This is a genomic window from Streptomyces sp. NBC_01474 (genome assembly GCF_035918215.1).
Taxonomy (GTDB): domain Bacteria; phylum Actinomycetota; class Actinomycetes; order Streptomycetales; family Streptomycetaceae; genus Streptomyces; species Streptomyces aureus.
This window is the reverse complement of record NZ_CP109449.1, coordinates 2,616,162-2,630,194: the sequence shown is the minus strand read 5'-3', so window position 1 is coordinate 2,630,194 and position 14,033 is coordinate 2,616,162. Positions and strand designations below refer to the sequence as shown.

The 14,033-nt window shown below is 66.6% G+C and carries 13 protein-coding genes and 4 pseudogenes; 10 read left to right on the top strand and 7 right to left on the bottom strand.

Annotated elements, in window-relative coordinates; translation table 11 throughout:
* Position 1: 1 nt before the first annotated feature.
* From OG758_RS12450 to OG758_RS12435, 4 genes are all read right to left on the bottom strand, one after another.
* Positions 2 to 1,201, bottom strand: a complete 1,200-nt coding sequence (locus tag OG758_RS12450) for a PP2C family protein-serine/threonine phosphatase (RefSeq protein WP_326710049.1) — start codon at positions 1,199 to 1,201, stop codon at positions 2 to 4.
* 809 nt (positions 1,202 to 2,010) lie between these two features.
* Positions 2,011 to 2,283, bottom strand: a complete 273-nt coding sequence (locus OG758_RS12445) for a hypothetical protein (RefSeq protein ID WP_326710048.1) — start codon at positions 2,281 to 2,283, stop codon at positions 2,011 to 2,013.
* A gap of 38 nt (positions 2,284 to 2,321) precedes the next feature.
* On the bottom strand, positions 2,322 to 2,588 hold the full coding sequence (locus OG758_RS12440) for a hypothetical protein (RefSeq protein WP_326710047.1): 267 nt from the start codon (positions 2,586 to 2,588) through the stop codon (positions 2,322 to 2,324).
* Between the two features lie 320 nt (positions 2,589 to 2,908).
* Positions 2,909 to 3,490 (bottom strand): DUF5994 family protein, encoded by a 582-nt coding sequence (locus OG758_RS12435; protein ID WP_326710046.1) that lies wholly within the window; start codon positions 3,488 to 3,490, stop codon positions 2,909 to 2,911.
* A 628-nt stretch (positions 3,491 to 4,118) separates the two neighbouring features.
* Here OG758_RS12435 and OG758_RS12430 point away from each other — a divergent pair.
* The 3 genes and pseudogenes from OG758_RS12430 (at position 4,119) to OG758_RS12420 (ending at position 6,351) form a co-directional block, all read left to right on the top strand.
* The gene (locus tag OG758_RS12430) at positions 4,119 to 5,336 is read left to right on the top strand and encodes an IS110 family transposase (RefSeq protein WP_326710045.1); all 1,218 of its coding nucleotides are present in this window, start codon (positions 4,119 to 4,121) and stop codon (positions 5,334 to 5,336) included.
* Between the two features lie 147 nt (positions 5,337 to 5,483).
* A pseudogene (locus OG758_RS12425) lies at positions 5,484 to 5,691 on the top strand (hypothetical protein); the annotation flags it as partial.
* A 162-nt stretch (positions 5,692 to 5,853) separates the two neighbouring features.
* Positions 5,854 to 6,351, top strand: coding sequence for a GNAT family N-acetyltransferase (locus OG758_RS12420; protein WP_326710044.1), 498 nt, complete (start codon positions 5,854 to 5,856; stop codon positions 6,349 to 6,351).
* Positions 6,352 to 6,387: 36 nt separating this feature from the next.
* Here OG758_RS12420 and OG758_RS12415 read toward each other — a convergent pair.
* Positions 6,388 to 6,620 (bottom strand): annotated as a pseudogene (locus OG758_RS12415) (IS630 family transposase); the annotation flags it as partial.
* 776 nt (positions 6,621 to 7,396) lie between these two features.
* Between OG758_RS12415 and OG758_RS12410 the strand changes: the two are divergent.
* The 4 genes from OG758_RS12410 (at position 7,397) to OG758_RS12395 (ending at position 9,952) form a co-directional block, all read left to right on the top strand.
* Positions 7,397 to 8,410 (top strand): hypothetical protein, encoded by a 1,014-nt coding sequence (locus OG758_RS12410; protein ID WP_326710043.1) that lies wholly within the window; start codon positions 7,397 to 7,399, stop codon positions 8,408 to 8,410.
* A 257-nt stretch (positions 8,411 to 8,667) separates the two neighbouring features.
* Positions 8,668 to 8,868 carry a hypothetical protein gene (locus OG758_RS12405; RefSeq protein WP_326710042.1) on the top strand — a complete coding sequence of 67 codons (201 nt, stop codon included), beginning with the start codon at positions 8,668 to 8,670 and terminating at the stop codon, positions 8,866 to 8,868.
* Between the two features lie 3 nt (positions 8,869 to 8,871).
* Positions 8,872 to 9,615: a radical SAM protein gene (locus OG758_RS12400; RefSeq protein WP_326715879.1), complete on the top strand. Its 744-nt coding sequence runs from the start codon at positions 8,872 to 8,874 to the stop codon at positions 9,613 to 9,615.
* Positions 9,616 to 9,691: 76 nt separating this feature from the next.
* On the top strand, positions 9,692 to 9,952 hold the full coding sequence (locus tag OG758_RS12395) for a DUF3556 domain-containing protein (RefSeq protein WP_326710041.1): 261 nt from the start codon (positions 9,692 to 9,694) through the stop codon (positions 9,950 to 9,952).
* Between the two features lie 62 nt (positions 9,953 to 10,014).
* Here OG758_RS12395 and OG758_RS12390 read toward each other — a convergent pair.
* Together OG758_RS12390 and OG758_RS12385 are read right to left on the bottom strand one after the other, a co-directional pair.
* Positions 10,015 to 10,241 (bottom strand): annotated as a pseudogene (locus OG758_RS12390) (alpha/beta hydrolase); the annotation flags it as partial.
* Between the two features lie 309 nt (positions 10,242 to 10,550).
* On the bottom strand, positions 10,551 to 10,958 hold the full coding sequence (locus OG758_RS12385) for an FKBP-type peptidyl-prolyl cis-trans isomerase (protein ID WP_326710040.1): 408 nt from the start codon (positions 10,956 to 10,958) through the stop codon (positions 10,551 to 10,553).
* A 280-nt stretch (positions 10,959 to 11,238) separates the two neighbouring features.
* On the opposite strand from OG758_RS12385, the pseudogene OG758_RS12380 reads away from it, so the two are divergent.
* The 3 genes and pseudogenes from OG758_RS12380 to OG758_RS12370 all read left to right on the top strand — a co-directional run.
* Positions 11,239 to 11,442, top strand: a pseudogene (locus OG758_RS12380) (hypothetical protein); the annotation flags it as partial.
* 53 nt (positions 11,443 to 11,495) lie between these two features.
* Positions 11,496 to 12,107 carry a class I SAM-dependent methyltransferase gene (locus OG758_RS12375; RefSeq protein WP_326710039.1) on the top strand — a complete coding sequence of 204 codons (612 nt, stop codon included), beginning with the start codon at positions 11,496 to 11,498 and terminating at the stop codon, positions 12,105 to 12,107.
* A 671-nt stretch (positions 12,108 to 12,778) separates the two neighbouring features.
* Complete coding sequence (locus tag OG758_RS12370; protein ID WP_326710038.1) at positions 12,779 to 13,471, top strand: hypothetical protein; 693 nt, start codon at positions 12,779 to 12,781, stop codon at positions 13,469 to 13,471.
* Positions 13,472 to 14,033 lie beyond the last annotated feature (562 nt).

The window sequence follows — 14,033 nt, the reverse complement described above, 5'->3', positions numbered from 1 at the left end:
TTCAGGCGCCGGCGTAGGCATTGGCGTGGTGCCCTCCGGCGTGGGCGCCGTGCCAGTCCAGGCATAGCACCGTGGCGTCGTCCCCGAGATGGCCGTCGCAGGAGTCGGTGACCGCGGCGGTCAGGACGCGCACGACCTCGCGCGGGTGTTCGCCGGCGGTGTCGCGGATCAGGCCGGGCAGGTCGACGGCTTGCGCTTGGCGGTCTTGCATGCCGTCGGTGTGGAGGATGAGGCGGTCGCCGGGGCGCAGGTCGAGGTTCTGCACCCGGTAAGGGATCTGCGCGGCCATGCCGAAGGGCAGGTCGACGGCGAGGGTGATCTCGTCGACCGTGCCGTCGCGCAGGCGCAGTGGCCACGGGTGGCCGGCGTTGACGAGCTGGGCGCGGCTGTTGTCGAGGGCGATGCGCAGCAGCTGGCCGGTGGCGAAGGCGCGGCGGCCGTGGTCGAGGAGGGCCTGATCGATTTGGGTGGCCTGTTCGGCCAGGTCGGTGCCGGCGCGGCGGGCTCTGCGGGAGGCGTTGACGAGGAGGGTGGCCATGAGGGCGGCGTCGACGTCGTGGCCCATGGCGTCTGTGATCGACAGGTGCAGGGTGTTGTAGTCGAGGGTGTAGTCGTAGGTGTCGCCGGCGATGCTGTCTGCGGACGCCAGGGCGCCCGCGAGTGCGAACTCTGCTCCCTCGCACGAGGGAGCAGAGGGCAGGAGCTGACGCTGGATCTCCGCGGCCAGGCTCATCGGTGTGGTGCGCTCACCCCAGTGGTAGAGGTCGGTAAAGCGTCGGTCGGCGACGATGATGTAGGCGAGCGCGTGCGCGGCCTCCTCCACCTGCTCCAGTACGTCCTTGCTGACCTCGGGCAGGAACAGCTCCAGGACGCCGATGGTGTCCCCGCGATTGGTGACCGGGGCAAGCACCCGCCGGCCTTGCCCGCCGTCTTGGGTTTGCACCAGCTGTTGTCGGCGCAGAACTTCGTCGTAGGCGCTGCCCGTCAGGGGCATCTGATCGGCCTGGCGGCCTTGCTGGGAGGCCGTCTCCTGACTGACTCGCACCACCTTCCGGCCGATCACATCCACGAACAGAAACGACACGTGCCGCGCACCGAATCGGTCCCGCAGATTCCGCGCCACAACATCGAGAGAAGCTACCGGCGAGGCACCCTCCGCCGCCGCCAGCACCTCAGCCAGCCCGATCCGATCAACCACCACATCAGCCTCCCTGATCTCCCTCACTCCTTCCCCTTGGTGCCGCAGCCGTCACAGAAGCGACTCACGCTCCTGCAATATAGGCATGCGACTCAGAAGGACCAGCAATGCTGGCCACTCGCAATGTGATGGCAGGCGCTCAAGGCTCGCTGTCACTGGACAGCATGAGTTTCCCGCCCTCAACGTCTCGTGGCCCTGACCGACCAGCCGTCACTGGTATTCGCTCCCCAGGCTGTTACCCCACGCCGGTCACTTCATCAGTACTCCACTCGAGGACACCATGCGGACGCTGGGGCACTGGCGGCAGCTGGTGGCCGACTGGGCACAGGAGCCGTCCAGGCCGATCCCTGCCGATGTGCTGAGACACGCCCATGCCGTGCTGGCTGATGATCTCGGCATCCCCGCTGTCCTTGACAAGCTGGTCACCGTGGCGCCGCGCGCCGATGTACCGACGTGTGTCAAGTTTGAGACGTTCGCCCTTTTCGACCGCGTCCTCAGAATGAACCTCGCGCGCGAAGTGGGTCACCAGCACCGGGCCGCGACGTGGCGTCGGGCGCGTGGGCCAGACGATGGGGGTCGTTGCAACGGTCAACGGCCCCAGCGCATTCACTCCGCCAGGGCCGCCCTTCCGGATCGTCACACGTGAGAGTGCTCGATCCAGTTTCAATTGTACGACTGCGGGCCAGACAGGCCGGGAGGATGAGCGCACCATCGGGCAGGCCCCGTCCCGCTCGTTCTTGTGTGCAAGTGGGGCCGTGCAGGCCGTAAATGCCGGACTGAGCGGCGGGCGGGCGGCCCTCGGACAGGCCGGCTCAGCCGCGTTGTTCTTCTTCGGCCTCCATGCGGCGGATTCCCTGGTGGGTGAGGGAGACCATTGCGGGTGTGTTGCCCGGTTCCCAGTCGACTGTGATTAGGCCCTCGCCGGCCAGGTAGGTGCAGGCGGCCGCCAGGTCTGCCTCCGGGATGCGCAGGTCGTTCCGCAGCGTCCGCCCCGGGACTCCGAGGAGACGGTTGCCTTCGGTGGCTTCGTAGAGGGCGGTCAGGACCTGATCGCGGTAGACCTGCCGCTCGCGGAGGGTCGCCATGACCGAGTCCTTTCGTTCATGTGAAGGTCCGATGCTTCTCAGACTTCGTCGCCGTAGGCGCCGGTGTGCGTGGACGGTCTGCTGGTGGTGAGCCAGGCGAGGGCCGGTGCTGCGGCGGCTTCGGTGTCGACGGTGAGGTGGAGCCGGGTACCGCCCTCGGGAACGGGGTAGCTGCGCTGTTCCGTACCGGCGAAGGCATGGCGGAGCAATTCGGCGACCGTACGGGCGGCTTCGGGGGTGGCGGCAACGATGCGGATCTCGGCGAGTCCGGCCGAGGGCAGGGTCGCGGTGTCGGTGGGATGCAAGGTACGTGCTCCCTTCAAGAGCGAGCGCGGGGCCGGCGGGTGGGGCGGCCCAGGTGTCTGTTGCCCCACCCACGGCGCCTTCGGTCGGAGGAGTGGTCTGAGGTCAGGGCCAGGTGCCCGTGAGCCCGCGGCTAGTGGCTTGCCCCCGTCGACCTGTGGTCGCTACGGCCGGGTAGCCGGCTGTGATGGCCGGGAAGGGGTCGCTGAAGTGGTAGGCCGCGGTTCGTGCGTCGTGCTGGGCGTTGAGTCGGTGGAGCAGGCTCAGGCCAAGCACAATCATGAGGGCGCTTGCCGCGAACGTGATCAGGGCCTCCATGTCGTCATCTCCGCGTGTTCCACGGCAGGAGGATCATCCGCGCGCCCACGACCGGGCGCCGGAGGGACGGCGGCAGGGCGGACCCGCCGTCGTTCTCCCAGGTCTCCTCGCTGCTTCGGGTGTCCCGAATACGGCGGCCGGTCGCGGCTTCGTCGGACATCAGCACCCCGGCAGTGAGGACACTGCCGGGGATTGCGGCGGCAGTCAGAAGCCGGACGGCTGCGTCGGGTTCGGTCCCGGGCGGAATCACCAGCAGGTCGAAGCGGCCGACCGTGTAGGAGAGAAGGATCATCTTGTCGGGATCCAGTTCGGTGAACCAGCCCACGTGCACCGTGTGCCCGGTGAAGGAAACCTTGTGTGGGACGACGGGCCAGCGGGTGGGGTTCACCATGGCGCGCGTAATACGACCCAAACGCCCTTCCAGCGCTTCCACCAGGGACGGAAGTTCCGTGGGCAGGTCGCGCGAGTACGGCCACCAAGCACCGTCCAACTGGCCGGGGAGGGTGGTCTTCGGCGTCAGGGAAAAGCGCGTCGGGAGCGCGGAATCAAGCCCCCGTGCCACGCCGCGCTCGACGTTCGTGGTCATGATGCGGACCCGTCTCCGGGCCGCCCTGCAGGGCGGCCCAGTGTCATGATCGCCGGAAACGACGTCCGCGTGGGAGCGGGTGTTCGGGTTACTCCCGGTACCTTCAGACTACTCCGAGCCGCAGTCGGACGAGTTGTTCTGACCAGGCGATTTTCCACCGGGGACACCGCCCGGCCGATGCTCGCGGGCAAGACCACAGGCACGCGAAGTACCGCGAGACCACGGCGGTGCCTCGTCGGCCACGAGGTGTCGGCGGCCCCGCGCAGGCAGGCGACCCACCATGGCCGAACCTGACACCCCACCCCCGGACGCTCCTTCCGGTCGAGAGCCACCGAGCAGTGAGGCCCGGCGCGGCACTGCTCCCCCCGTTATGTTTTCCGCGGCTCCGCAACGGGGCCGCTGGCCTCCGGGCCCGGCATGACTGTTGCCCCCTGTCGAAGGCATGACCTGGGGGGTGGTGTTCACCGGGCCCGGGAGGTGTCCGTCGGAGACGCTGATCAGAGGTCCGGCCACCGTCCGGTCCGGCGCAATGCCGGGCAGTTCGCGGGCGGCAGGTCTGCATAACGTGGATGCGCGAGCACGACACCCAAGCCGAGGCCGGCACCGTCAACACCCGTGAAAGGGCGCGATGTTCGAGATCGAAGATGTCGGCGTGTTCCTGGGCCTGGACGTCGGCAAGAGTGCCCATCACGGCCACGGGCGCACCCCGGCCGGGAAGAAGGTCTTCGACAAGCCCCTGCCCAACAGTGAACCCGGGCTGCGGGCCGTGTTCGACAAGCTGGCTGCGAAGTTCGGCACCGTCCTCGTCGTTGTCGACCAGCCCGCTTCCATCGGCGCCCTGCCGCTGACAGTCGCGAGGGACGTGGGCTGCCGCGTCGCCTACCTGCCCGGCCTGGCCATGCGGCGGATCGCCGACCTCTACCCGGGCGAGGCGAAGACCGACGCGAAGGACGCCGCCGTGATCGCGGACGCGGCCCGCACCATGCCGCACACCCTGCGCTCGCTGGAGCTGACCGACGAGATCACCGCCGAACTCACGGTCCTTGTCGGCTTCGACCAGGACCTCGCGGCCGAGGCCACCCGCACGTCCAACCGGATACGCGGCCTGCTCACCCAGTTCCACCCCAGCCTGGAGCGCGTTCTGGGTCCCCGCCTCGACCACCAGGCCGTCACCTGGCTGCTGGAGCGCTACGGCTCCCCATCCGCCCTGCGCAAGGCCGGCCGCCGCAGACTCGTGGAGCTGATCCGCCCGAGAGCCCCGCGCATGGCCCAGCGGCTGATCGACGACGTCTTCGACGCCCTCGACGAACAGACCGTCGTGGTCCCGGGCACCGGCACCCTCGACATCGTCATCCCTTCTCTGGCCGCCTCCCTGGCCGCCGTCCACACCCAGCGCCGGGCGATGGAAGCCCAGATCAACACCCTGCTGGAGGCTCACCCTCTTTCCCCGGTCCTGACGTCGATGCCCGGCGTCGGCGTCAGGACCGCCGCAGTCCTGCTGATCACCGTCGGCGACGGCACCAACTTCCCCACCGCCGCCCACCTCGCCTCCTACGCCGGACTCGCCCCCACCACGAAGCAGTCCGGCACCTCGATCCACGGCGAACACGCACCCCGAGGAGGCAACCGGCAACTCAAACGGGCGATGTTCCTGTCCGCCTTCGCCTGCATGAACGCCGATCCGGCTTCCCGCGCCTACTACGACAAGCAACGGGCCCGCGGCAAGACCCACACCCAGGCCCTCCTCCGCCTCGCCCGCCAACGCATCAGCGTCCTGTTCGCCATGCTCCGCGACGGCACCTTCTACGAATCCCGGACACCGAAGGACGTCGAGCTCGCCGCATAACCTCAGCAACCCCGAACCACCCCAAACCCGACAGGAGTGCCTTGACGAAAGACATAGAGGCACCCCCCGGCTGTAGACGACGCACTCCTGCGAAGGCGGCCTCGACGGCGCGTGGGGACCCCGCTCCCTGGTCGTCATGACCGTGCCCTCGTCATGGACCTCGAGGACGCCGACTGCCGGGCCCGATTCCTGATCAGAGGTTGGGACGGAAAGTTCCCCTACCTGTTCGACGCCGTCCTGAAGGACGCGGGCATCGAGGTCGTGCTCAGCGGCGTCCGGATGCCGCGAGAACTCCATCATGGAGAGGTGGGTACAGACCGGCCGGTGCGAACTCCTGGACCGCACCTTGGTCTGGGGCTAGTGCCGTGACCGGATAGGTTCACCGAGGTCTCGTGGTCTGCGGGTGCGTGAGTCACCGCTGCTCCCCGGTTTCGGCTGGTCGCAGGGCTGAACGACCTCGTTTGCATGGTGGTAATCAACTTGCTGCCGACCCCGGCGGGCGGGCAGGGTCTGGATCATGCTTGAACTACGCACTTTGGAATCAGACGACTGGCCCCTTTGGCGGGAGTTGCGACTGGTCGCGCTTGCTGAGGCGCCCTACGCGTTCGGATCGACGCTGGCCCAGTGGCAGGGCTCCGGCGACCGAGAGGAACGCTGGCGTGCCCGTCTGTCGATTCCTGGCGCGCACGATCTCGTCGCGCTCCTCGACGGTCTTCCGGTGGGCATGGCCAGCGGAGTGCCGGGCGAGGGAGCAGAGAACGTGGAGCTGATCTCGATGTGGGTCAACCCCACGGCTCGGGGCAAGGGTGTGGGTGACTACCTGATCCAGGCGGTCGAGCGGTGGGCGGCGGAGCGCGGTGCCGCGACGCTGCGGTTGTCCGTCATGCCGGACAACCGCAAGGCGACCGCGCTCTATGAGCGGGCCGGTTTCACGGACACGGGTGAGCCCGGCGATCTTCTGCCCGATGGCGTTGGCAGGGAGCGGGTCATGGCGAAGAGCCTGGCCGCTGTCTGATCTCCACATCCGGGCACGGCGGGATCCCTCACTTGGTCAGGCTGCGGCGGCGAGGGGGCGTCCGCCCAGCGAATGCCCTTCTCGCTGCGAATGCGGGCGCGTTCGCGGCGCTGTGCGGCCAGGACGTCGGGGTGGTGGGGATTCTGGTTGCGCCAGCGCAGATAGCGGTGCAACTGGCAGGTCTGGACGGTGTGGTTGGGGTGGCGGGAGTTGGCGAGGGTGAACTGCCGCAGCGGCCCGAAGGGTGCCTCGATCGGGTTGGCCCAGGCGATGACATCGTTACTGATCGGGGAGCTATCAGGCCCCGGAGACGGAGGCCAGGTAGGCGTTCGTCTTCTCCGGCCAGAAGTAAACGATCTGGCCTGGCGCTGGTGGCTCCGCGAGGATGTCACCGCCGTCCCCATCGCCAGAGCTGCCAGCGTTGCCCCCACTCGGTCCTGGCGGCTGGAGCGTTGGCGAGGTTGTGGCGGCTGGTGAGGGTGTCGGGGTGCTCGGGGCCGAGGATTCGTTCGCGGGCGGTCCGGCCCGAACTTGTGACCAGCTCGACGGGAGGCTGGATTCCCCAGGTGTCCCCCAAGCAATGCAGTTGCATGAGGAACGCCTGGTAAACAAGGGGAGAGATGGCTCACTGTAAATCTGCTGCTGGCCTGAGCTAGGCCTAGGCCGTGACCACCAATCCGCCACCTCCTGCGTCTCCAACAAACCCGTGCGTTGAAGGCCAGTGAATGGTTTCAGATCTGTCCAGGGAGCGACCGGGGCCGCCTTTGGGGCCGCAGAACGGCGCTCGCGTACGGCTTCTTGGGTCAGGTGCGTGTCACGGGCACCCGACCGAGGAACTCAGCCGCGCGCCGCTCTAGGGCCCGCTGCGGCATATGTGCGCTCTCTGCCATCAACGTGGCTCGCTCTGCTCTCTGTGCGCAATCAGTCGACTGATGCCACGAAAGGGTACGTGGCTGGGGCGTGTTCGTGTCGATTTCATCGTTGCGGTCCCGACTGGGCCAAACTTGCGTCGAACGGCGAAGATCGTAAGCGTAAGGGAGCTGAAATGGCCACAGGACCGATGAAGTATGGCACCGAAAACGATGCGCTTGGGGATAGCACGACTCTGCGATCAGACTCCGCCGAGGCGGCCCTGTCCATCTACGACTTCAACGGGGTGGGCGTAAGCGCCTTGGGCGCCCAGGCCGGCGTAGAGGGTCGCTCAAATAGCCTCAAGGGAAGCGGGGTCGCCGGGCATGCCGTAGAAGACGGCATGGGTTACGGCGTGACAGGAGTCGCTGGCCGTGGGCTCGTCGGAGAGGGGATCGGTGTTGAGGGGATCTGCCTCTCCGAAACAGGCGTCGGCGTGCACGGAATTACGGCAAAAAATGGACGCTCCTGCGCGGTCAAGGGCGACGGGCTGGGGAGGAATAATATTGGAGTCGCGGGAATTGTCGAAGAAGGATTCTCCGCGATGGCGGTGCTGGGTGCGTCAACTGAGGGTTACGCCGGATACTTCAATGGAAAGGTTCGGGTTAGCGGAGACCTATTGAAATCCGCAGGCGGCTTCGAAATTGACCATCCATTGGACCCGGAGAATCAAACGCTCCGGCATTCATTCGTTGAGTCAGATGAACGTCGGAATATCTACTCAGACATGATCGTGACTGGCGATGATGGCAGGGCCGTAGTCGATCTACCTGAATATTGCGAAGAGTTGAATGAGAGATTTCGGTACCAGCTAACTGTGGTGGGTGCTGAATTTGCGCAAGCGATCGTAAGTCAGGAAGTACAGGAAGCGAAATTCTCTATCAAGACCGACCAGCCAAAGGTGAAGGTCTCGTGGCAAGTGAGCGGAACTCGCCGAGATCGTTACGCGCAGGCGAATTCCTTTTCGCCGGAAGTGGAAAAGCCTGAACATGAACGTGGAAGGTATCTGCACCCGGAGGCTTGGGGTAAGCCCAAGGAACTCGGGGTGGACTTCGAGCACTTGGCAGCGCTCCGCGAACAGGATGAAGAGCGCACTTTGCCGAAGTTGTTGAAACTTGCTGAACCGACCCGCGATGACGGCGCTAGCTGAGTACGTCTCTGCTGGCGTAAACGGTGGCTACCGAGCCACGGCCGGGCGAACCGGCTCTGCTCGTTTCAGGCGCGACAGGGCCTGCGGGTGCCAGCGATGACGGTCTCAATTGCGGTCTCATCAGCGCCTCAGTCCCAGGCTGTCCGCAGTCGTCCGCTGTGGTGCGATCTAGCCTCTGAACTGCGATGAAAGCCATTTCCCGGTCAGGAGAAGGGCCCTGCATCCGGACAGGCCTCGGCCGCGTCGGAAGGAAACCGGTGAGCGCTTCGGAAGCAACACAGTCGAAGACCCGCACGACGCCCGAGGACGTCGATGGAGTCCTGAACTTTCTCTGGCTCGAGCTGACGAACCGCTGCAATCTGCAGTGCGTCCACTGCTACACGGAGTCGCATCCGCTCAGCGGAGACCGGGACGTGCTGACCACCGAGGACTACGGATCCGTCATGGGCCAGGCATAAGACCTGGGCTGTCGCCGGATCCAGCTGATCGGGGGCGAGCCCCAGCTCCACCCGGCGTTCAAACAGCTCCTGCGCCGCAGCGTGGACACCGGCTTCGAGTTCGTCGAGGTGTTCACCAATCTCACCCGGATGGACGACGAGACACTCGCACTCTCAGCCGAGAACGGAGTGCACTTCGCGACCTCGGTCTACTCCGACGACCCCGATGTGCACGATGCCGTCACCACCGTGCGCGGCAGCCACAGGCGCACCGTTGCCAACCTGCGCCGACTCGTCGAGAGGGGAGTGCGGACGCGGGTAGGGGTCATCGCGGTGAAGGGCGACGCCGACGCCGCTGAACGTACCCGGCAATTCTTGCTAGACCTCGGGGTCGATGGCTCGGTGCGGACGTCCGAGGTGCGGGAGTTCGGCCGGGGACAGGACCTTCTCGGACAGCCTGCGAGCCTCTCGGGCCTGTGCGGGCATTGCTGGAACGGCAACCTCGCCGTCGCGCCGGACGGCAAGGTCTTCCCGTGCGTCATGTCCCGGGACTGGGCTGTCGGTGACGTCCTGGACCAGACGCTGGACGAAATCCTGCACGGTGGCGAGCTCGCGCAGATCCGCCGCGAGATCCACGACACGCTGTGGCCGAAGGCCTCCGAGGAACGGTGTCCGCAGTCCTGCCAGCCCGATATCTCGTGCCCCTGCGAGCCGCTGGTGTGCACCCAGTCGTGCGACCCTCTGCATTCAACCAGACAACCGCAGTAGGTGGTCCCCTCGCGTGCCGAAGGGCCCCTTCCTCTCGATGCGGCAGTAAGAGGGCAACTGGGCGTCGGCACTCCGGGTGTTCACGCTCGGGGTGGAGAGCCGCTTGGACGCGGTGCAGCGGCCGACAAGGAATCAGAAGGACCCGCTCCTCAAGCTGGGCTACACGGAGAACGCAGTCGAGATCACTCTGCAGCAGACCATCGCCTGGCGCTCGATGCACAGTCAGGGTCGCGGCCTGTTCTCCGTGCCGCCCCGACCGGCTGGTACCGGCCGGTCGGGGCGGTTGTGCATCTGCCGGTCACCGCCATCGAGGAGGGCCAGGGCCTGTCCTCGATGAGAGGCATCCGGCCGGCACGGCTCACCGTCTGCTGGTGGCCTGACGGCCAGCGTCACTTCATTGTGCCAGGTGAAGAACCGTGCCCCGGCGTCGAGTTCGAACTGGGGGACGCCGGTGTGCCCGCCCATGTTGGCGTGCAGCGTCTTCTCCTTGGTGCTGAAGGCGTCGAACAGGTCCAGGGCCGCCTGCCGGTCGTTCCCTTTGTCATCCCACTGCAGCAGGACCTGCAGCGGAATGGTGACTTGGCGGGCCTCCTCGAACATGTGCGGGGCACGAAACTACCGGCGAACGTCCGGCAGTGGCGCTTGCGGGCGGCGAATGGCGCGCGTAGAGCGGTGACCGGCGTCATTCGGCTTCGTAGAACGGTTGCCCGTGTTGGGTGCCGGGAAGACGTTCGTGGCGGGGGAGTCGCTCTACGGACGCGCAAAGCCCCTGACGCCATTGAGGCGGTCGGTCGCCTTGTGGCCTTCGGCGGTCACTGAGTCGCAGTGGAATCGTTCGGACGCTGCGGAGGCGGAAGCAGGAGAGGCAGTGAGGAGCATTGCGGTGCCAACCCCGGGGGACGACGCAGCACGTCGTAGGGGAGGAGCGGTCAGGGTTACCCGGCGCTGCTCCACCCGGTTGTGCTGGAATACGAGTCCAGCAGGTCCACCACGAAGACCAGGGTCGAGCCCGCCGGGATCAAGGGCGAGGGCGACTGCTTGCCGTAGCCGAGACGCGGGGGAACGATGATCTCGCGCCGACCGCCGACCTTCATCCCCCTCACCCCCCGGTCCCAGCCCTTGATGACCTTGCCACTGCCCAGGGTGAACTTGAACGGCTGGCCCCGGTCCCAGGAGGCGTCGAACTCCTTCCCGGACTCGAAGGTCACCCCGACGTAGTGGACCCTGACCACCATGCCTGGCTTCACCTCGGCCCCGTCCCCGACGACCAGGTCCCGGATGGTCAGCTCGGTAGGAGCGTCACCCTCCGGAACGTCGACCTCGGGCTTTGTCAGTTCACTCATTGCAGCCTCATCACTCTCCGTCGGAAGCCATCGCACGGACCAGCCGGACACATGAACATTCCATGCAGCAGATGGCCAGGCTACCGAGAATGCCGGTCCCCGGAGCACACCAGATCCAGCGGCCACACGTGATGATCTTTTGCACTGCCGATGAACGCGACCGGCACGCACAGGTCACGCAGTAATCGCCAGAACGAGACGAGGTGCAGACGGCTGTCGGCACATTGCGAAACATGTCGACCGAACATGGGACTTCGCAGGCACAACTCTCTGCAACAAGCAGCCCGGGCGCCCACGCACCGTCCGCTCCATCCGAGCCCTCGTCCTGCGCCTGACCCGAGAGAACAGCAGCTGGGGCCACCGCCGGATTCAGGGCGAACTCGACCGCCTCGGCTACCCGATCGCCCCGTCCACAGTCTGGGAGATCCTCCACGCAGCCGGCATCGACCTCGCCACGCAACGCTCCGGCCCGACCTGGCAGCAGCGCGAGGAGGAGTGAAGGCACCGGGAGCTGGAGGGCGGCCTATAGTCGATCTCATGAGTCGTTGGCAGGAACTGACCGGTGGCACATCCGGACACGAGTACGCCGCGCGCTTCGCCGCGCTGGCCCGCAACGGCAAGGATGTGCATGGTGAGGCGCGTTTCTGTGCGGCCCTGGTGCCCGCTGGGGCGCGGGTGCTTGACGCCGGATGCGGTACCGGACGGGTCGCGATCCGGCTGGCGGAGCTGGGGTGCGACTGCGTCGGGATTGACCTCGACGACTCGATGCTGGACGTAGCGCGGACTCACGCGCCGGAGCTGCTGTGGTTCCGGGCCGATCTCGCCGAGTTCGATCCGGCCCTGCTCGGCATCGCGGCGGACTTCGACCTGGTCCTCGCTGCCGGCAATGTCTTCCCACTGCTGGCCGCCAGTACCGAGGCCGCGGTGGTCAAGCGCCTGGCCGGGGCTTTGCGTCCGGGCGGGCTGCTGGTCGCGGGCTTCGGCCTGGACGCCGCCCACCTGCCCGTGCCGCCCGGTATCACGCTGCCGGAGTACGACGCGAGTTGCACTGCGGCGGGCCTCGCCCTCGTTGACCGCTTTGCCACCTGGGACGCCGACGCCTACGACGGCGGTGGCTACGCCGTCAGTATCCATCGCGCCAGCCCCTGATCCGGCCGCTCAGGTCCATGACCACCGGGGTGAGCGCCAGGCCCGCTGCGGCAGAGTTCTGACAGCCGAGAAGAGGCCAGCGCCCGCTACGAGAGCGTGACTGCCACGAGCGACACGCGAGGGTGGCTGAGGTCTCGTAGTGGACGTGAGCGTGCGCCGGGGGAGCTGGGTGGTGTTGGCAACTGTGTTGCCGGGAAGGGGAATCGAGGTCCTCGTCGTGTGCGGCAGCGGGATTCTGTCAGTAGCCTCGAACTGCGCGCTCCAGGTCTGTAGTTGCGCAAGTTACCGTGCCATTGGTGTCGAAGTCCCGCGACGGCGGCATACGACTTTCGAGAGCTTGGACGGGGCGCGCCGGCATTCCACACTTTCCTGTCTCCGGAGAACAGCTGCATTTCGGCCCTGCCTGCTGATGTCTTCGCTCCCTTCGCCGAAGCCACTGGCATGACGGCAGAACAAGCGGCTGATCTTCTTGCCGCGGCGCTGTCGTCCCTGACCGACAAGGTCAGCCCGCAGGCCCGCAATCCTGACGAGCAGTGATGTGCTCCGCGTGTCACAGGACACCGGCGCGGCTGCCCGTCCGCACAATGAGGCGATGGCACTCGAAAGGACACGACCGTGGCCGGTCCGGGCTACACCAGTCTCGCCGACCCGAACTCGGACGGCAGCCGAACATGACCGGACAGCGCCCTTCTGATGCGGGCAATTTGCGCGAGCCACAGCAAGCGCCATACGGCGAGGCCAGATGGCCGATGGCCGGAGCCGTCATCGCCGCCGCGGTGCTGACTCTGCTGCTGCCCGACGACCTGCGCCTGGGACCTCGCTGGACGCTCCCTCTTGTCGAAGGACTGTTCCTGGTGGTGCTGATCGCGGGCGACCCGGTTCGAATCAGCCGCCGCTCGGCTGCCATGCGTGCGGTATCGATCGCCCTGGTTAGCGTGCTGGCATGCGGTGCCATCTGGTCAACCATCCGGTTGGTCGACGACCTCATGCACGGTGGTAGCGAGACCAACTCCGCCGACGCCCTCCTGCAGGCCAGCGGCAGCGTGTGGGCCCTCACCGTCCTCGCGTTCTCCCTCTTGTACTTCGAACTCGACAGTGGCGGAGCCGCCGCCCGGGCTCACTCCATGTCGCCGACCCCCGCTCTCGCCTTTCCCCAACACCTCGCCCCCGAACTAAACGCCACGCAGTGGCGCCCCCGCTACATCGACTACCTCTACCTCGGCTTCACCAACGCCACCGCCTTCAGCCCCACCGACGTCATGCCGCTGGCACCTTGGGCCAAGATCGTCATGACTGTGCAGTCCATCGTCTCGCTGCTCATCCTCGGGCTCGTCGTCGCTCGAGCCGTCAATGTCCTCGCCTGACGACCCCCAGCGGCAAATCACCGCACGACGTGCGTAAACGCCTGTCTCGATGACTGGACCGACATCACCGACGCTTGGCGGATCGGATCGCCAGCTATTTGAACAACAGGCGCCTTCGCTTGGATGTCTTCGCCTACCGAGTCGAGTCGACCACCAGCGCAAGGCAGGCAGCCGCTAACACGGCAAGTGTCTGACTGCGTGACAACGCCGACGGACAGCAGCGGACGTACCCTGCGAACAGCGCGGTGATCCATGGTCACTTACCGAGGCGGGGTGGATAGCTCACCGCGCTCTTGCAGCCGCTCAGGGATGAACCACTCGAAGCTGAGGCTGCGGGTGCTAAGCGATCAGCTGACATCCAACGCTGACATCAACGACCCCGGACGGCAGCGACACACAGCGGGCACCTGTGGCACCGGTTTACGAGGCGGAGCCCGACCCGGCCGAAGGGACATCGAACTCCTAAAGCGGGTGTCGCAGGTTCGAATCCTGCCGGGGGGCACCGACGCAATGGCCCCGGACCGATCCTGGTCCGGGGCCATTGACATCAACGCGGGTGGTC